General features: G+C 65.6%; 15 protein-coding genes and 1 pseudogene. 2 read left to right on the top strand and 14 right to left on the bottom strand.

All coding sequences use genetic code 11. The features are described from left to right. Positions 1–279: 279 nt before the first annotated feature. A complete protein-coding gene (locus ACFFGH_RS18385; RefSeq protein ID WP_386670920.1) occupies positions 280–687 on the top strand; it encodes a hypothetical protein in 408 nt (135 codons plus the stop codon). Positions 688–1,468: 781 nt separating this feature from the next. On the opposite strand, the gene ACFFGH_RS18390 is transcribed toward ACFFGH_RS18385, so the two are convergent. Together ACFFGH_RS18390 and ACFFGH_RS18395 are read right to left on the bottom strand one after the other, a co-directional pair. Then, on the bottom strand, positions 1,469–2,326 hold the full coding sequence (locus ACFFGH_RS18390; protein ID WP_386670922.1) for a restriction endonuclease: 858 nt from the start codon (positions 2,324–2,326) through the stop codon (positions 1,469–1,471). A gap of 21 nt (positions 2,327–2,347) precedes the next feature. Beyond that, a complete protein-coding gene (locus ACFFGH_RS18395) occupies positions 2,348–3,199 on the bottom strand; it encodes a protein NO VEIN domain-containing protein (protein WP_386670924.1) in 852 nt (283 codons plus the stop codon). A 158-nt stretch (positions 3,200–3,357) separates the two neighbouring features. Between ACFFGH_RS18395 and ACFFGH_RS18400 the strand changes: the two genes are divergently transcribed. Continuing rightward, positions 3,358–4,062 (top strand): PIN domain-containing protein, encoded by a 705-nt coding sequence (locus ACFFGH_RS18400; RefSeq protein WP_386670926.1) that lies wholly within the window; start codon positions 3,358–3,360, stop codon positions 4,060–4,062. Positions 4,063–4,227: 165 nt separating this feature from the next. On the opposite strand, the gene ACFFGH_RS18405 is transcribed toward ACFFGH_RS18400, so the two are convergent. From ACFFGH_RS18405 to ACFFGH_RS18460, 12 genes and pseudogenes are all read right to left on the bottom strand, one after another. Beyond that, on the bottom strand, positions 4,228–5,301 hold the full coding sequence (locus ACFFGH_RS18405; RefSeq protein ID WP_386670928.1) for a Fic family protein: 1,074 nt from the start codon (positions 5,299–5,301) through the stop codon (positions 4,228–4,230). A 610-nt stretch (positions 5,302–5,911) separates the two neighbouring features. Next, positions 5,912–6,280 (bottom strand): antitoxin Xre/MbcA/ParS toxin-binding domain-containing protein, encoded by a 369-nt coding sequence (locus ACFFGH_RS18410; RefSeq protein ID WP_386670931.1) that lies wholly within the window; start codon positions 6,278–6,280, stop codon positions 5,912–5,914. Positions 6,281–6,466: 186 nt separating this feature from the next. Next, positions 6,467–6,745 (bottom strand): BPSL0761 family protein, encoded by a 279-nt coding sequence (locus ACFFGH_RS18415; RefSeq protein WP_386670933.1) that lies wholly within the window; start codon positions 6,743–6,745, stop codon positions 6,467–6,469. A gap of 43 nt (positions 6,746–6,788) precedes the next feature. Further along, a complete protein-coding gene (locus tag ACFFGH_RS18420) occupies positions 6,789–7,097 on the bottom strand; it encodes a hypothetical protein (RefSeq protein WP_386670935.1) in 309 nt (102 codons plus the stop codon). A gap of 36 nt (positions 7,098–7,133) precedes the next feature. Further along, positions 7,134–7,730, bottom strand: a complete 597-nt coding sequence (locus ACFFGH_RS18425; RefSeq protein WP_386670937.1) for an antitoxin Xre/MbcA/ParS toxin-binding domain-containing protein — start codon at positions 7,728–7,730, stop codon at positions 7,134–7,136. Positions 7,731–8,041: 311 nt separating this feature from the next. Continuing rightward, positions 8,042–8,554 carry a hypothetical protein gene (locus ACFFGH_RS18430; RefSeq protein WP_386670939.1) on the bottom strand — a complete coding sequence of 171 codons (513 nt, stop codon included), beginning with the start codon at positions 8,552–8,554 and terminating at the stop codon, positions 8,042–8,044. Positions 8,555–8,938: 384 nt separating this feature from the next. Then, positions 8,939–10,276, bottom strand: a complete 1,338-nt coding sequence (locus tag ACFFGH_RS18435; protein WP_386671307.1) for a hypothetical protein — start codon at positions 10,274–10,276, stop codon at positions 8,939–8,941. A 152-nt stretch (positions 10,277–10,428) separates the two neighbouring features. Then, positions 10,429–10,923, bottom strand: coding sequence for a site-specific integrase (locus tag ACFFGH_RS18440; protein ID WP_386671290.1), 495 nt, complete (start codon positions 10,921–10,923; stop codon positions 10,429–10,431). Between the two features lie 259 nt (positions 10,924–11,182). Then, positions 11,183–11,536: pseudogene (locus ACFFGH_RS18445) on the bottom strand (tyrosine-type recombinase/integrase); the annotation flags it as partial. Then, a complete protein-coding gene (locus ACFFGH_RS18450) occupies positions 11,514–12,224 on the bottom strand; it encodes a hypothetical protein (protein ID WP_386670941.1) in 711 nt (236 codons plus the stop codon). The gene ACFFGH_RS18450 and the pseudogene ACFFGH_RS18445, both read right to left, overlap by 23 nt. After that, the gene (locus tag ACFFGH_RS18455) at positions 12,221–14,554 is read right to left on the bottom strand and encodes a site-specific integrase (RefSeq protein ID WP_386670943.1); all 2,334 of its coding nucleotides are present in this window, start codon (positions 14,552–14,554) and stop codon (positions 12,221–12,223) included. Before ACFFGH_RS18455 ends, ACFFGH_RS18450 begins: the two co-directional genes overlap by 4 nt. Further along, complete coding sequence (locus tag ACFFGH_RS18460; protein ID WP_386670945.1) at positions 14,547–16,850, bottom strand: hypothetical protein; 2,304 nt, start codon at positions 16,848–16,850, stop codon at positions 14,547–14,549. Before ACFFGH_RS18460 ends, ACFFGH_RS18455 begins: the two co-directional genes overlap by 8 nt. Positions 16,851–16,950: the final 100 nt, after the last annotated feature.

Raw genomic sequence — 16,950 nt, forward strand, 5'->3', positions numbered from 1 at the left:
AGACAATGTGGAAGGGAAGTTCAGGCCCTACGCCGGAGCCTGGGACCGACGACACCCGAGGAGCTGTACAGGTACTCAACAGTGAGGACTGCGACACATTCTTCCCGAGGTCGCTCTTGCGGACCGGCAACAGCCACCGGGAATCGGCTCAAGCTGGACGTGTCACCTTCTAGAAAAGATGCCACCCGGCCGCAGGAGCATCGTCACTTGGGGCATGGAGGCATCCGGCGGGGCTGAACACTCGCTCAGGATTAGGCCGCCATTGGAGTTCATGCAGCTATGAAAGGTCTAGGGTTTCCCCTGCTGGTTCTGTTCCTGTTCGCGCTCGCTGCGTTGCCGCTAGTTATTTTTGATGCGCGGCGCTTTGCAGGAAAATTTATCAGAGCCAATGCGCTACTCATTGCGCTCGGATCGGCCGCAATGCTGGCCACTTCAGAGGCGAAACGACCGGGCGCTTTAACGTTCATCGTTGCGATGGTGTTCGGCTTGGCGTTCTTGAAGCAGGTGGTTCAACGCCGTGGTATACCAATTCTTGAATCCATGGCTGGCCTTATGGTTTACAACGCCGTAGCGTCGGTAACGGACAGTGTCCTGCTTGCGGCTGCTGTTGCATCGAGCGCCGTCTTTACCTTAACGCTCGCCAGTGCTGCGAGATATCCGATTCGCAGCCATCATGCGGATTCTTAAGAGCCTGGCTGTAGTGGTAGCTGTCTTTCCAAAGTGACGCTGCTTCGGGGCACTGCAAGGGGGGCGGAGATCGATCTGTCAGGGAAGCGCATTGCTGGCCAGACCTCGCTGCAACGACTAATCAAGACTGTACAGGCCTGACGTCCGACTTGCGGCCTCCGGGACGACCCGGCAGTGGTCGGCGCCGAAAGTAGTCCAGGTGTTGTAAGTAGAGGTCCGAGACAATCCGTAAAGCCGCTCGAATCAAAGCTCAAAAAAAGGAGATGCAATGGCTCGCTTCACTGTCACGTTCGATGTCCGCAAGGGCAGCAACGTTTCGTCACCGTCCGCCACAGTCCAGGCAACTTCCGAGTCGATGGCAGTTCGATTAGCAGCTACTCAACTGAAGGCTGCTTATCCTTCGCTCCGAACATACACGTGGAGCCCGAAACGTATCTCGAAGGCGTAGAGTCAGCCCTTTGGAAGAGGTATTGTCGCAATTCAGACGTCAATTCGTTGGTATGTTTAGAAGAGCCGCGACTGGCGTTCCTGAGCAGTTTCGTCCGGCGTCATAAGGTGCCGCTGCGATTTACATTGCGGTACTCATCAGTTGATTTGGTCCTTGAGCCTCAAGCCGCCCGAGCGCAAAACGGCGCGGCCGGAAAAAGGGGAGGCAGGTTCCATTTGCCGGCGATCGCTGCGGCCCGCGGTTGGCTGAGCTTTTAATGAGGAGCGGGGGTAGTTAAGCCTCGCAAAGAACGCCGTCCGGTTGTCTTCAGGGTCGACTGCAGCCCTTTTCGCGCTAGCTGTGTAATTCCGCTTCCGCCATGCGAGTTCCCTTGCAGTGCGGATAGGCCGTGCATCCCCGGAATGCCGACCCCGTCTGGCGGTTCGTCCGCCGGACCATCGGTTCCGGGCACTTCGGACACGGGGGTGAAGCAATCTGCGCCGGTTCCGATACTAGCGATGGCGCAAGGGTCGGCTCGATCCGCAGGATGGGCGATCGCTTAGACGGAGCCGTCTGCCGCACCGCGTCCACCATTGCGACGAGGTCCCGCCCGGTGATCAGGTCGATCGCCTTCTCGGACGCGAAGCGGCGCGCGTCTGGCGTGTAGTCCCCCACGCAGACGATCTTGACGCCGTCGGCTGCGTGGTGGGCGAGCAGGCCCCACATCTCGCGCACCGTCGCCACCGGCACCTGCCGCTGGCGCCAGCGCTTGCACTGCACGAGCCAGGTGCGGCCTTCGCGTCGCAGCACGAGGTCGACGCCACCGTCCGCGCCGCCGAGCCCCGTCTCTTCGATCGAATAGCCCTGCCGACGGAACGCCTCGCCGACGAGTTGCTCGAACTCGCGCCAGTCGAGGGCCGTGATGCTATCGAGGCCGGTGCGGGTCTCGAGCAGTCGGGCCCTCTGGCGGCTGCGCAGGTAGGAGACACCGGCGGCGATCCAGCACAGGATCAGGACCGCCCACGCCAAAGGTGCTAGTGCGCCGGAGCGGAGTTGCTGGCTGAACGCCTCGGCGAGTTCGTCATCGCGAGAGCCGAAGTACCAGGCAGCGCCATACCGCACAGCCCAATACGCGAGCAGACCGGCACCGATGCCGACCGGCCAAGGCAGGGCAGCCAGAACGTCGAGTCCGCTTTCGCGTCTGCGTGCCATGTGTCCGCTCCCCTTGGTGGACTATCCAGCCAGTCGAGCCAGATAGGACACAGGCGCTAGCTGGCAGCGTACGGAGATGCTACCGGGCAAGTCGAACAGCCGGGGGCGATCGCGGAAGTCGAACAGGCGGTAGAGGTGGAAGTGGTCCGCGTCGGCCTCGGACCGGGCCAGCTCGTTGCGGCTCACATAGAACGGGGTGAGCTCGCCAAAAGCGGTCGTCTTGACTTCGATCAGCCGCTCGCGGCCGTCGTCGTCGAAGGAGAGGACGTCATACCCCAGCCCGTCTCCCTGCGTGGCTGCGACATGCTCGACCCGATCGGCGAGCTGGTTCTTTCCGCTGGCATGGAGTCGGCGTGTTTCTAGCTCTGCCACGAACAGTTCCCCCGCCCGGCCGAGTGAACGGTTCCGAGATTCCTGCGCGAGGTAGTCGCGACGAGCCGCCGAGAAGCGCGGCGCGTAGGCGGCAGGCTCCTCCGAGCCCTTTCGTGGGTGTGGCGGCGGCACCCAGATTGATCCGGTGTCGCCGGGGGTAGCAGTAACGGCCGGGCGGAGAACTGGCGCCTGTACCGCTTCCTGCAGGGCCGTATTCGCCTGCAGATGGCTCTCGACCACGTCCAGCAGTAGGGTCTGGAAGTTGCCCCGTGGCTTATAGCCGTCGATGTAGGGATACCCAAGGGCCACCGTCACTGCGCTGATATTGCAGTGCTTGAAATCGACCGACGGCCGGCTGCGACCGTCAAGACGCTCGAGGAGCGCGCGGGCGTGCTCAGTCTTGCTATAGCGCTGCCCGTTCAGTTCCATCGTGAGCATGCGCAGGTAATCGGCTACGCAGGCTTCAACCTCTTCCCGCGACCAGTTCTGACCTTCCGCCATGCCTCGCTCCCCCGGATCGTTGACACCAGGGTAGCGAACACCGGGAAGGGTTCGCAGCGCGCCTGACAATGGGGTCAAGCACACAGGGGTTAGGTTCTATTTCCTATCGACCCGTCGCCCGTGCCGGGGCAGACTCGGCGGGCACCTGGGGAGGGCGCATGGCCAAGCCGTACTATCTGATCGATTTCGAGAACGTGCAGCCCAAGGCGCTCGACCGCTTACGCCCGGGCGAAGCCCGCATCAAGGTCTTCCTGGGCCAGCAGCAGACCAAGCTGATGCTCGACCTGGTGCAGGCGCTGCAGCCGTTTGGCAGTGATGCCGAGTACATCTCGATCACCGGGAGCGGGCCGGATGCGGTGGACTTCCACATTGCCTACTACATCGGACGACTCGCGGTGGAGGAACCGGGCGCCACGTTCCGGATCATCTCCAAGGACAAGGGTTTCGATCCACTCGTCTGCCATCTCACCGCACGCGGCATCGGCTGCCAGCGGCTGGCTGAGCTTCCGCAGCCCGGCGCGTCGCCCGCGGTATCGAAGCCGCCGCCCGCGTCCGCCGATAGTACTGCCAAGAAGGCCGCCAAGAAGAAGGCGAGCAAGGCGGTCGTGATCACTGTCGAGCCCGCAGTGGCGCCGAAGCCTGCGACCGCACCGAAAGTGTCGACCGCGTCGCGGGTTAAGGTTGTGCTGGAGTGCCTCGCCAAGTCCACGCGCCCGACGAAAGTGAGCGGTCTGCGCGCGTCGATCAAGTCGTGGTTTAAGCCCGCACTGGACGACAAGCAGGTCGACGCAGTGCTGCAGAGCCTGCAGTCGAGCAAGAGGATCGCCGTCGAGGGAGCGAAGGTGACGTACGCGCTGGGCTGAGCATGGCGTGCCCAGGCGCGTCGAAAACAAGGTCAGGTACTTAGAGGCTAGGCAGCAGTTGTCACGCTGCTGGGGAGACGACCCCAGCATGGTACGTGCTGGAGTATCAGTTCGCGGACCATTGGGCAGCGGCTTTCTCGAAGTGCGCGCAGCAGTTCGTGGTCTTCAGGGCGGAGCTTTGTTGAGCCGGTCGATGAGTGCGCGCGCCTCCCAGACCCGATTGCGCTTGCGCTCTTTCTGCAGATATAGGATGCCTCCGTCCACAAGGGCATCAATGCCCGTGCGGGCGGAGCGGTCGGAGACATTCATCAGTTGGGCCACGCGCGCGGCGTCCACCACGGGATGACCCAAGAGCAAAGGCGCGAGGCGCCGGGCGACGGAGTCAATGCGGAACTTCTGAAGCCTAGTCCCCCACCCTTCCAGCATCGCGTCGAAGTCCCGCGCAATCGCGATCGCGTCTTGCGTGGATTCCACTACTGCACGACACGCGAGGGTGATCCAGGGCGACCAGTTACCGCGTACCTGCACTTGGTTGAGCGCGTTGTAATAGCCGGTCCGGTTGCGCAGCAGTGCACCCGAAAGATAGAGCGGCGGGTAGCCCTCGGCGGCGAGGATGAGCGGCATCAGCAGCCGGCCCACGCGGCCGTTTCCGTCAACGAAGGGGTGGATGGTCTCAAACTGGGCGTGCGCGATCGCCAGCTGTTGCAACGGCGGCAGGCGCAGGGCTTCATGCTCGCGAGGCGCGTATTGCAGCATGCTCGCTTCCAACTCTCGCATGCCGGGCGCGATCATCGATGGCGGTGCCGGTACGAAGGTTGCGTCCTCGATCCTGGCGGATCCGCCGATCCAGACCTGGCGATCGCGATAGTGCCCTTTGGGGAAGCTCTCCGGCTCGTCCTGCATGAGATGGGCGTGCATCGCACGGACCAGGTTGAGGTCGATCCCCGCGCGGCCGCGTTCACGCACTGCGTCCAGACCCAGCTGAAGCGCCTCCACGTAGCGCTCCGTTACGACGACATCAGGCGCGCTGCCGTCCGAGCTGCGCGTGACCTCATAGGCCAGCACATCGCGCAGTTCCGATTTCGTCCCCTCGATCTGGGAGCTTTGCACCGCCTCCCGGCGGGCGAGCGTCCGGGTCAGAAGGTCGGCGTTGGGTCGGTCTGCAAGACTGCCCTTGAGTTCTCCCAAGGCGCTCGCTGCCGCATTAAGGCTGGCGACCGCCGTGCCGTCCAGGTCCAAGCTCCGCGGGGTCGGCGGCGGTGCCATGGCCACAACGTGCGGCTGCCCCTCAACTGGGACCAGGAAGGGATGGAGGGGCGGTGCGATGTCGGTTCGGCGCACTAATAACCTTCAACAAGGAGTCCGGCTATTGAAGTTTACATGGATATACTTCCGTTAAGGTGCGGGCTGCGGAAGGATCGCTCTGCGCAGCCCGCACAGGCTTATTACGCTGGCAGCACGCCACCTTCTGCCGGGCGGCTGGGCGCTCTTTTCCACCGCGAGCCATGAGGTTCGAGAAGCGAGCTCGCGGCTGTCAGGGCGCCCGCAGTGCCATCGGCTATGTCGCTTCACACCGGTTGGCGGCGCCGCGTCTGTGAGTACGATAAGGGTCGGCCTGACTAGTCGCGGGAGACTCGGCAGGGTGATGTCGTTCCGCAGCAAAGACGTCATGTAGGCCACCCTCGTGCGTGGTGTCGCACGGACCCGTCCGCAGGGGAAGGTTTCGCGGGTCAAGCGCGTACTCGCCGACTGACCCTGCCGCCTACGCCAAGCAGCTGGCATCCATGACCTCCAACCCCGGGCTCTAGCTCAGACCGCTACTGAAAGGGGGCGTCGAAGCATAGGCACTTCAGGTCGCCAGATCGCTGCGGACGTGTCGACTTACTCGAGCAATGCCTTCGCCTCCCTCAAGCAGCAAGTCGAGTGGGGCTCGCCCATCGAATGCACCGTTGCGCCGGTGGACCCACGACCACCGAATGGCACTGTTCTCGGGGAAGAGCAACCGCAGGCCGGCATGGATCCCGAGCAGCACGCGCGCCCGATCGAGCTGTTCAGGGGTAAGGGCGGTGGGCGGGGTGGCGGCAATCGCTTCCCGGTCGGTGCCCAGCAGGCGCCGACGTGCCTGCTCATCCAACTGCCAACGATCGAACAGCTTGCCGACCAGTTGCGCTACCTCGTCCGGGCTTAAGCAGTCGGCTGAGCCGAGTGGATCGAGCATCTCAAGGTCTTTCCTGTTTCGTTGGGAAAGTTCGTCGTCTGGACACGACCTGCATGGAAGCGGGGTCTTCGCGCCTGGATGACGCGCATCGGAAGGACAGACAGCCTGCCCAAGTTCGCAGCTGTGGCCCGCCATGTCGCGAACTCGCTGAAATCGCAGACCCGACCGATTGCCACGGAGCGTACGTCACGGGTCTTCAGGCCACGACAGCCGCGTCGAATACGTCAAGGGACCGTGCTTACCGCTGTCGTCCCAGTCGACTTCGGACGGTGGGACGACCGCGTGTCGGCCAAGTGCGTCACGGGCGTGCGCCATCGACCCTACGTCCTCGATGGTCGGGAAGTGGCGCGCGATGACAACCGCCTGTCGTCGTAGCTGCAGCGGCAGGCTCCTGTCGCGCGCGACCTCGATCAGGAACGAACCAGCCCAGAGCATTGCCCTCGTCCTTTCCTTGGGCATCGTCATACGCATATCTCCTTGTAGTAAGCAGGGGAGGCAGTGGAACGCTTTATTGCCCGCTCATGCGGCGAGACTTCAGCCAACCCACCGGCGTCCGGCCCATGCCTTCGATGAAGCGCTGGGCATGGCGAGGGCTGTGGAACGCGCGCGGCCGTGGAAGGTAGGCGCTGAGCGGACGGATCAGTGTTGGTGCGAACAGGATGTCGTCCTGGATCAGGCGATCGAAGCCGCGCCCACGGACAAGCACGCCCCACGACGGGCGCTCGGTCCGCTCGAGCTTCACGACCTCGATTGCGCGAACGAGCCCAAGTAGCCGCGAAAGCTGGACATTGGCCAGGGATATCAGCTTGTAGGTCATCGGAATACTCCCGTGAGTCTGAAAAGGTCTGAGTGCCTACCGGCGGCGGACGCCTTCGAGATAGGCCAGGACATCGTCCGTCCGGCCCTGTTCAAGCAAATCGAGAGGGGAATTTCCCAAGTGCGTGTTCGCGCCGTAGAGCCAGGAAACTGCGGCCTCCCGGTCCGGGAGGATTGCGTCGAGCGCACGGAAGATCCGGATCAAGCCCAATGCGTTGTCGCGCTGCTCAGCCGTGACGCCCTCCGGATCAAGCGAGTCCACCGTGGCCGCCGCCACAAGCTGCGGCGCGAGGAACTGGGCTGTCGCACGCTCGGACAGCCGCAGGTATGAGGCGGCGCGAAGTGCCGCCTGCGCGAGGATGCGATCGGCGTGGGCAGTCGAACAGCCTGCGCCATGCGGCACGAGCCCGCGAGCGGCCAACTCCTCGTCGAGCGCGGCCTGAAACTCTGGTGAATGTGGTCGTAAGCGATCCGGGTCATCCACCCTGAGCCTTCCGTTCGGTCTGGAAGGCGTGGCAGCGGCCTGGCGGAGAGTGCGCCCGAGTTTCTCCTGGTTTTCCGGGGTGTGGCAGATCCGTTGCCAGGCCACGCGCCATGCTTCTGCAATCAGCGGCCCTATGTGCTTTGAAGTCATCACCATCCTCCTGAGGCGATCTACGGCATGAAGACATTGCGTTTCGTGGCTCGCATAGCGTGAGACGCTCGATGCACCGATGCGCGAGTCGGTTTCCAGCAGGGACCCCGGTTCGCAAGCGCGGGCCCGATCCTGCTTCTGGAGACCCGGAATCTGTCCCTCATACGACGTCCTAAAAAACCAGTTGCTGCAACGCATTGTCGGGTGGACCCGGAATCTGTCCCTGATACAAGCCCCCGAGAGCGAACCGTTGCAGGATGTCGCCGGGTTGCCCCGGCTTATGGAAAGCCGCTGGGCCGGGATGGCACGTGTCAGGCGGCTGTAAGCGCCCGGTCGCTGACGACCAACCCGCAAAGCCCCGCAACGAGCGCATGCCGCAGCCACGGCATCAGGCTCAGGTCCCATAGCTCGACGCCAAGTGTGTAGCTTCCGATTGGCCAAAGTGCGGTCAGGTTGAGCGACGCCGCAATCGCGAACAGCGAGGCGGTGGCTAGATAGGTCCACGTCCGCAACCGGCGGCAATGCAGGCCGAGCGCGTCGGCTTCGAGCGTCCTGGACATGAGCGTACGAAGCACGTGGGCCCGGTATGCATTGGCCAGGAGGGGCGCGGCGGCAGCCGTCGACGCGCTAGCGGCCAGCAGCCCGTCAAGCGCTGCTCGATAGATTGACACCCCGGTGCCGAACGACAGGGCGCACACGACAACGGGAACGATGAGCGCAAGAACAAAGAGTTTGCGGGCGACCGGGAGTGGGCGGGACCGCTCGAGGAAACGAAGAATCTCGGGATCCGCGCCGCGAACGACGTCGAGGGTGATCTTGGGCATGAGGCGACTCCGGGAGTGGAGGCGCCAGAGCACCACGCCGGCCTCTGATTCAAAGTCCGGAGGAAAACTGCACTCAGCGTGCTCGATGGCCGCGTCGTCCTGCCGCGAAAAAGCGGCGGCGGTAGGTGTAGCGCCGCGGCGGGTGTCTTCACGCGCGTCCGGAACCGGCGCATGACGAGCGAAGCCGGTCACCGAGGAGCCGTTCCATACCGCCGGCCACCGCTGGATCGCTCGACGCGCCGAAGGCAGGGCCGCCACCGCGTCGGCGAAGGGACTCACATCATTCGCATCAAGTAACGCTACCGCGCATGGCACACGCGGTAGCGTCCAGCTCTGCGCCGTTCGCCTTCTCCCCGGGCCGCAAGAAGCCCCGGCGCACGGTCGTTACGGTGCTGCCTTTACGCCACCCGCCAGGAGCGTGCCAACGTCCTCGACCGGGTGGCCCTTGAACGCCCAGTACGCCGTCACCTTCATGCTCCCGGACGGCAGCGTTTCGGTCGTGAAGTACTGGATACCCATCGCGCGGTCGAAGGCATTGAAGCGTGCGCCGTCGCCAAGACGGATCACATTGACCTCCCGGAGGCCGTTCTCGATGGCCGTCGCGAGCGGGCCATGCGCGGTGTTCTGCCATTCGAGCGACCAGAAGTAATGCGAGTAGTTCGGGCGGCCGTCCTGCTCGTAGATCTCGTTCGCTGTTTCCCAACTCCTGCACTTTCGGCCGAGTCCGTTCGGCGTGCAGCCATAGCCCTTGTTCACTTCGTTGCGGGCCATCGAAATGTTCAGCGGCACCGTCGCGCCCGTATCGACGTTGAACAGCGCGTAGTCGAACGCCTTGTCCTTCTGACCCGTCACGGTGCGGAAGATGGAGACGGCGTCGGTCAGGACCTTGTCGGGCTTGACCCGCCGATCGTCCACGCGCTCGAGCAGCACATGCCGCGTGCCACCAACGTCCCCGTTCTGGAACTCCGCCATGCGGAATCCTTCCGGCAACGCGATTGCCTTTGCGCCCTTTTCCCAGTCATAGCTCACCGCGCTCCCGTCCCGCAGCAACACAAGGCCCCGACTGGTCGGTCGCGCCTTCAGCCCGCCAGCCGTCTCGCCGGCGACGGACTGGAAGCTGACCGCATCGCCTCGTTCGGTCAGGTAGCCGAGCAGCATCGGCTGTGCGTCCGACCGGGCATTCATCAGCTTCACGAGGGCGCTGCCTTCGCCCGTGTCGACGATGTACGTCACCATCCCACTGACCCCGTCGCCACCGAAATCCACGATGCGACCGTCCGGATCGAGGAATGGACGTCCGTCCACGTTGAACCCGTCGGGACGCCGGGCGAAGACGACGAACGGCCCGGCGGCGATGCGTGCCTGCACGTCCGCCAGCAGCTGCTCGCGGCTCACCGACGCCAATTGTTCCGATGCCGGCGATGGAGCGGCGACCGGGACCGGCGCTGCGACCGAAGGCTGGGCCTGCATCTGCTCCGCGAGGGCGCCGGCCTGCTGCTTCATGCCGCCCAGCATGGACATCATCCGCACGCGCATCTCGCGCTGCTGGCGGAGCATCGTCTGTTCCTGCTCCGGGGTCATCTCGCCCAGGCCGTTCGCTTTCCATTGCTTGCGCATCTCGACGAGCATCTCGCGTTCTTCCGCGGTCGGCTCGATGTCCTGCGCCACGGCGGTGGAGGTCGCAAGGGCAAGGCAAATCGACAACACAAGGTGTCGGGACATCCGTATCTCCTTTGAAGTAAGCCGGTCGGACTCCCCAGTCCGAGCGTCGACGATGGAATTCTGGCACGCCGGGGCGGGCCGAAAAATCGGAAGACAAACTGTCCTCGCGTGCCCCTCAGGGTTAGCGGGATCTGCGATCGAGACCTCGGTCATCAGGCGCCCCACGACCGACCCACCAACGCGGAAATCGCAGTGCCATCCGCGCGCGTGAGATTCGGCACGTAACGCGAATACACGGTAAAGAGCATCTGCGTGTTCGCATGGCCCAGAACGCGGGCGACCCATTCGGAGTTTTCCCCCGCGGCAAGCATGAGCGTCGCCGCGGTATGGCGCGTCTGATAGGGGCGCCGTCGCGCGAGCCCGAGGCGGTCGAGCAGCGGATTCCAGATCCGGTTGGTGAAGTTGCGGGCGCAGATGGGCTTGCCCGAGCGCGTCGTGAACACGTGGTCGTTGAGCTTGTAGCTGGTCGCACGATGCTCCGACAGCACGTCGCGCACGACGGGCAGCATCGGGATGTCCCGGAAAGAGCCGGTCGTCTTGACGTTGGCCTCCGACTCCCCGGCGGTGAACACCTCTCGCACGCGGATCACACCCTGCTCGAAGTCGACGTTCTGCCACCGCAGCCCGTCCACCTCGCCGGTCCGCATCCCGGTAAAAGAAACGGGTCACCAGGTAGGCGCGATAGTCGGGGCGGACTGCCTCGCACAGGGCCTGCACCTCGCGCATCGAGAACGGGAACACTTCGGGCGGCGGCGCCTTCAGGCGCTTGATCCCGTCGGTCGGTGCGCTGAAGCCGTACCGATGGCCGGCCTCGGCCAGCATCTGGTGGAGCAGCACCATCACCTTGTTGATCCGCGAAGCGGACAGCGTGCCCGACCGACCCGGGGCGTCAGACAGGCGGGCGCGGAATGCGAGCACGTCTGCGCGCTGCAGGCTGTTGATCGGCCGATCACCGAAAGCGGGAAGCAGGTGGGCATCAAACACCTGGTCGACGCCATCGCGGTGTGTGCGGCGCCACTGGGGGCGCATCTCGTTCCGCCACTGTGCGTAGAACTCGGCAAACGACGGGACTGGGGCCGCCGGCTCGGGCGCCGGATGCGTCGTGGCCAGGCGCCACCGGTGTTCCGGGGCGGGCATCGTCGTCGAAGTGGTCGTGAAAGTCGTGGTGATTGGGGGTTGGGGCATGGCCGGTTCTCGGACTGGAGGGGTCTGCAGTTCACCGCTTGGACCCGACGCTCTAATCGGGCGGGTCTTTTGCATCGGCGTTCTGCAGCAACGGCTGCCCACGGCGTACGCGGTGCCGCACGCGGGCGTGAAGCACGGCCCCGATCACGGGCCAATGCCAAAACAAGCCGAACGAGACCCCGTCACCGTCCTTCCAATGCAGGGTCAGCCGGCCATCCGTGCCACGGCGGGGCGTGACGTGATCCATTCGGGTGCGGGAGCCCTCAAGCGCTTCGCGCAGTCCGCCGAATGCGTCCGGCGACCAGGTGCCGGCTCGGTCCAAGGTTCTGATCTCGGAGGTAAACCGTCTGAAGGCAGCCTGCTGGGCCGGTTGGATCTGCGCCAAATGGAGCTTGAGGTGGGCGAACGTCTTTTCGAATCGTTCGGGAAGTCCGGACGCCAGCTTTCCGAATCGGTCGGTCAGGCGTTCATTCGTGGGCGGGCACTCGAGCTTCGCGACCTCGATCGACAGTGCGTGCCCGACGGTGGGCGCCAGTTCGAGGTCTGCTGCCCAGGCACCGGGGTCGCCCGCATGCGTCACGCAGTCCACGCCGAGCAGGAGCTCACTGAGGGCAAGCCGCTCGAAGCGCTCCTCCGGCGTGCTGGGCCCGCAGTGCCTCCGCGTCCTGGGCGCGCGCGCCTTGGCAGGGCGGATTGGCGTTGGGTCCGGTTCGCGCTGACGGGACCTGAGTTTTTCCAACGCGATCCTCTCGGCGCGGGTCACCACAGGTCGGTCCCGTCGCGATACGTGCGCTTGCGCATCCGGTAATCGGACCGGTGGACGCTGGCGAGCTCGGTCCCGTTGAGTGCAGCGCGCACGGCGGTGGGCAGCTCGCATTCACGCCGGACGCGCGCGGCCTGAACGACATCGAAAAGGTGCACGTAGCAGCGCATCGAGGTCTCGGGATCGAGATGGCCCAGCAGCGCTGACACCGCGAAGAGGCGCGAGCCGTCGCGATCGGATCGCTCGGTCACGCGGCAGGCATAGCTCGTCCATCCCGCGTTGAAGTCCGGGCCGCAAACGAGCGACGCGCCGTCCAGCCAGCGCGCGGGATCGAGCACCGAGCCGTGGGGCTGGAACATTCGCAGCGTCATGAACGTGGCGGCCGAATGGCGCAACGTATGGAACTCCAGCGAGGCATCCCCGCTCACGTGGCGCATGCCCGCTTGGATGACGTCGTGCGTGCCCGAATCCGCGGGCGGCAGCCCGGGCGCGCCGCGGTCGGCAAACAGCATGTCCGTGCCGGGTCGGCCGAGGCCACCGAGGTGCGCGGCGCGTTCCACGAAAAGCGCGACTTGTTCTAGCTCTGCGGGCGTCACGAACAGCTCGAGGGGCAGGCGACGGGTAAAGGAGACGGTCTTGCCGCGCAGGTACGCGTTGGCCCGAATCGACAGGTAGCCATGCAGTCGACCGTCGACATCGACGTCGATCTGTAGGTCTGACAGTTGGCGCGTCTGCAATTCTTCCCAACGAACGCCGAGCCGATAGGCCAGGATGGCAAGGACCTTGTTCCGCAGGACGTTGTAGCTCTGCGCCGAGCCCTGCCGCGACAGCCACTTGGTGAGCCGATCGAATTCCACCGGGGTCAGCACGTTCGAACTCACCTCCCGCGCGGACACGACGCTCCGCCATGCGCTGTCCAGATGGATGCGCGGACCGCCCAAAGCCGCGACGAAGGCCAGGAACTGCGTCAGCCCGCGGCGGGCCTCCCCCGCAGAGCCCAACGGTTGCAACTGCAGGCGCAGCGCATCAAGCCGGACCGCCACCGCATCGAGGAGGTCCTGCGTGCCTTCCTGCTCGTGTTCCAGCAAAACGTCGGGCGGCAGGTCCAGGAAGTGTTCCAGGAAGCGCTTGGCAAACCCTTCCAGGTACCGCAGGACGCCGGGTGCACCCAGCCCCGACGCGACACGCATGCTCGACTGGTCCACAACGGCATGAACCCAGGCCCCCATGAGGGGCACCCAGCCGCCCACATGCTCAAAGCGCGTCTGCCAGGCCTGCAAATACTTGAGAAGTTCAAATCTGGTCGGGCGCTTCTGCTTCTTATTCTTGCCTTTGCGCAACACGCGGAGCATTTCATTCAATGCCGCCCGATGCGTGTGCTCAGGCGCGTCGCCCAGGGCGCGGATGCTGATCTTGAGCCTCTGTGTCCGCACGGCCGGCTCGGGCAAGGAGGTTGTGGCCGGTGCCGGCGAGCGCGGGCCGACCAGAAGCGCACGCCAGGCGTGGTCGGGCAGGGATGGGGCCAGCGGCATCGTGGTGGCGTACTGGATGCTGGTCGCATCCAGATGCAGGCTCCAGAACGCACGTGCGCTTCGGGCGAGCGTGGGCAAGGTGCACGACGGCAGCCTCAGGTGGTCGACTGCCGCCGCGAGGCACTGTGCTGGACCGGGCAGGCGCTTGGTCTTCGCGTCCGCGAGAACGCCAGCGAGGATCAGGCTCACCGGGTCCAGGATCCACCGCCGCACCGACTGCCAGGGTGACCGCGTGCGGCGTTGCTGCGCGCCATCTTCGTAGTCCGACGCGCCGAGCGCGAAGTCGATCCAGGCGAGGTCCACCCCGTCTTCGCTGCATACGCCCTGCCGGACGCGCTCGGGCACCTGTCCCAGCAGTTGCGGCAGCAGCACGGCCGAATAGTCCGCGGCGGCAATCATGAGGACGCCGGCCAGGACCTGCGCATCGACGCACTCGCGCAATCCGGGCAGGGCTCGCGCGAGCGCGTCCCGGCGCTGCATCGTGGCCAGGACGTCCTTGCGCGCGATCTTGGCCAGGCGCGAGCGGGGCGGGCGACGCGGGAGCGGTTCCTTGCCGTGCAGCGCAAGGTCCCAATCGCCGGCCACCGAACCGCGGCGCAGCATCTCGTCCAACAACAGGCGACCGGCTTCAATATCCGCGGCTGCTGGGGCGTCGCCAAGCGCCGCTTCGAGCACCCGGGCCTGCCGGTCGGCATCCCATGTGGCGTCCGGCGTCCTGCCGAGGATATCCGGGGCGTGCTCGGCGATCGCCCGCCGCAAGGCATCGGCGAGTACGGACCGTGGGACCTGCTTAGCCATGCCCCATCCCCCTGAGCGCCGCCAGACCCACGGACGTCATCGCTGCGTCCATCGCCTCGGCCTCCTCGGCTGTCAGGCGGATGGGAATGCTGGTGTACGGGGCCGTGGGGCGGCTTGCGCGGCCGGCATGGCCCATCAGGTGATGGCGCCGGTCCGTGCCCCAACCGAGGCGGCGCAGTGCATTGGGCAGCCAATGCCGGAAGACGTTGTCGGGCAGCGGCGCGATGGCGATCTTCCAGTGCGCGGGCGTATACGGTCGGGCCTTGCCATCCTCGCCAATGTGGAAGAACGCCGACGCGGGATCCTGCCCCAGGACGCCCACCACGGCGGTGCGGTGGATCGTGTAGTGGCGCCAGTGCGCGCGCGCCACGGGCATCGCCGGAATGACGCGTCCGTCCTGTCCGGTTTGTGGCTTCTCATTGGCGAGCCATCGGTCTCCGAGCGGCGCCAGCGCAGCAAACCCTGCGTTGAAGGGCCGGATGACCGAAGCCGCGAGCATGAGCGCGGCTGTGTAGTCGGTATAGGCGTTGTGGAACGGCCGGATGGACGGCAACGTCGGACGGCCACGCGGCAGCACTGCACATGCACTCGCCAGTGCGCGCATGTGCTCGGCGATCACCGACGCATCGACCGCGCGCTGGCTGCCCACGTAGCCCTGCAAGGGCAGGAGGTCGGGATCGAAGGTCATGCTGGGGCCGCCCAGGCGCCGGTCGATCTGCCGCAGCGCCCGAGCCCCGGCCCTGGCAATTTCCTCGACAGACAGTTTCTCGTACGTAGCGCCCGGCAGGTCGTGCGTGCCAGGCGCCCGGTTGCGCAGGTACTGCAGGTGCAGGTCCCCGCCCGTCACGTTGTTCAGTTCGCGGCCCAGCAGGCGTCCGACACGTCCGAGACGCACAGCGCTGTCGCGGCCGGCCGCAGCCCGCTCGATTTCCTGCGCGGCACTCTTGATTTCCGCCGGCTCGAAGAGCCGCCCGCCGGCGCGACGCTCGGCCCACTGCGCGAGGTGCGTCAGGCGATGCTCCGTGGGGTGTGCCAGGGGCAGCAGGCACCAGGGCGATGCAGGCGCGGCGCCGGGGACCGCGGCCAAGCGAGGGTTCACGTGGTTCGGAAAGAGCAATGCGAGCGGTGCCAGCAGCAGCCAGGTCGGGTCATCGCCCGGCGCGAGCGCCTCAGCCTGCTGCCAGACATCATCCATGCCGCGGGCGACGCGGATGCCGGGCAGGTCGTCGGTCGTCTGGCCGCCGTAGAGCGCGGCTTGCAGCGCGGCACGCGTTGCATCCGATAGTTCCACTTCCCAGGCGGCAAGGCGCTGCAAGTCCACCGGATGGATCAGCTCCATGCCGCCGATCGGCAACTGGTGGGCCGCCGCGCGTCGTGCGCGTTCGACCAAGCCGAGCTTGATCCGTGGATCAAGCCCCATGCTGAAAGCCTGTGTCCCTTGCCGTACTGCCTCCTGCATCCGCCTGGCCCGTTCGATCGGGCAGGTGGGTGTCCGCGGAGGTCTGGCCGGAGGCGCGAGGGGTGCCGCGTCGCTGTGCTGGGGCGGGCCCGACGCTTCCTCGGGATCCTGTACTTCCTCGGCTTGCCCTTCCGATTCCTCTGGCAGGGTCTGCGTTTCCTCATCCTCGCCGTCGGAGCAGTCAGCGCTACCGCGGGGCTTCGGGAGGCGCACGCCGAGCAGGAAAGCTAGGGCCCGCTTGTAGAGATTGATTTCGTACTGCTCTGGCGGCAGATCTAAGGCCAGCACCCGCTTCGAGAGCTCTCCGGCTTCAGCAACCGGGTCCCGACCGACGGCGAACACATCGGTCAGCTTTTGTGGGATGACGACTGCCCTGTTCCGTCCCTTGCCGGTCGCCCACTGGCGCAGGCTGCGGAAGCCGCCGGCCACCGAGGAGTCGAAGTCTTCCTCGTCGCGGCAACTGGACGAGGCCCAGACACGCAGCAGCAAGGCAGCCGCGGCATCGACGGTCCGGTCGGCGGTCGGGTCGGCGCGCGTCACGCCGAGCGTGGCGACCATGCCAAGGGCAGGGAACGTGCCGAAGTAGCGGTACGCCGGGTTGCTTGGTGCAGTCAGATGTGTGCCGAGGGTGGCGAAGTCGCCAGGCTGCAGTCCCAGTGCGGCAAGTATCTGGGGATAGGAGCGGGCGAGGCGCGCGAGGCCCGCGAGCACCGCAGGGCGCAGCGTGTCGGGAGCAGAAGCGGGCCAGCCGAGCACGTCGGGCAGGGTCGGGTGGGCATGCGCGCTCGGGGTAGCGAGCACGGGCGTCGGGTCGGGCTGTGGGGTAGGAGTGTCCATGCCGGGCAGCCTCGCCCGGCGTTTTTTTGGTTTCCAGTGGACACGTCGAACGATAAATGGCGACTTTGCGCGGGGCTTGGCCTCGATGCACGCCGGGATT

It is taken from the genome of Lysobacter korlensis (genome assembly GCF_042434515.1).

Bases quoted from the DNA above. Each gene is read 5' to 3' on its own strand.
- ACFFGH_RS18440 (WP_386671290.1), bottom strand. From the start codon at position 10,923: ATGCGGACCGGCGAGGTGGACGGGCTGCGGTGGCAGAACGTCGACTTC.
- ACFFGH_RS18425 (WP_386670937.1), bottom strand. From the start codon at position 7,730: ATGACTTCAAAGCACATAGGGCCGCTGATTGCAGAAGCATGGCGCGTG.
- ACFFGH_RS18460 (WP_386670945.1), bottom strand. From the start codon at position 16,850: ATGGACACTCCTACCCCACAGCCCGACCCGACGCCCGTGCTCGCTACC.
- ACFFGH_RS18430 (WP_386670939.1), bottom strand. From the start codon at position 8,554: ATGCCCAAGATCACCCTCGACGTCGTTCGCGGCGCGGATCCCGAGATT.
- ACFFGH_RS18400 (WP_386670926.1), top strand. From the start codon at position 3,358: ATGGCCAAGCCGTACTATCTGATCGATTTCGAGAACGTGCAGCCCAAG.
- ACFFGH_RS18435 (WP_386671307.1), bottom strand. From the start codon at position 10,276: ATGTCCCGACACCTTGTGTTGTCGATTTGCCTTGCCCTTGCGACCTCC.
- ACFFGH_RS18415 (WP_386670933.1), bottom strand. From the start codon at position 6,745: ATGACGATGCCCAAGGAAAGGACGAGGGCAATGCTCTGGGCTGGTTCG.
- ACFFGH_RS18385 (WP_386670920.1), top strand. From the start codon at position 280: ATGAAAGGTCTAGGGTTTCCCCTGCTGGTTCTGTTCCTGTTCGCGCTC.
- ACFFGH_RS18410 (WP_386670931.1), bottom strand. From the start codon at position 6,280: ATGCTCGATCCACTCGGCTCAGCCGACTGCTTAAGCCCGGACGAGGTA.
- ACFFGH_RS18390 (WP_386670922.1), bottom strand. From the start codon at position 2,326: ATGGCACGCAGACGCGAAAGCGGACTCGACGTTCTGGCTGCCCTGCCT.
- ACFFGH_RS18420 (WP_386670935.1), bottom strand. From the start codon at position 7,097: ATGACCTACAAGCTGATATCCCTGGCCAATGTCCAGCTTTCGCGGCTA.
- ACFFGH_RS18455 (WP_386670943.1), bottom strand. From the start codon at position 14,554: ATGGCTAAGCAGGTCCCACGGTCCGTACTCGCCGATGCCTTGCGGCGG.
- ACFFGH_RS18395 (WP_386670924.1), bottom strand. From the start codon at position 3,199: ATGGCGGAAGGTCAGAACTGGTCGCGGGAAGAGGTTGAAGCCTGCGTA.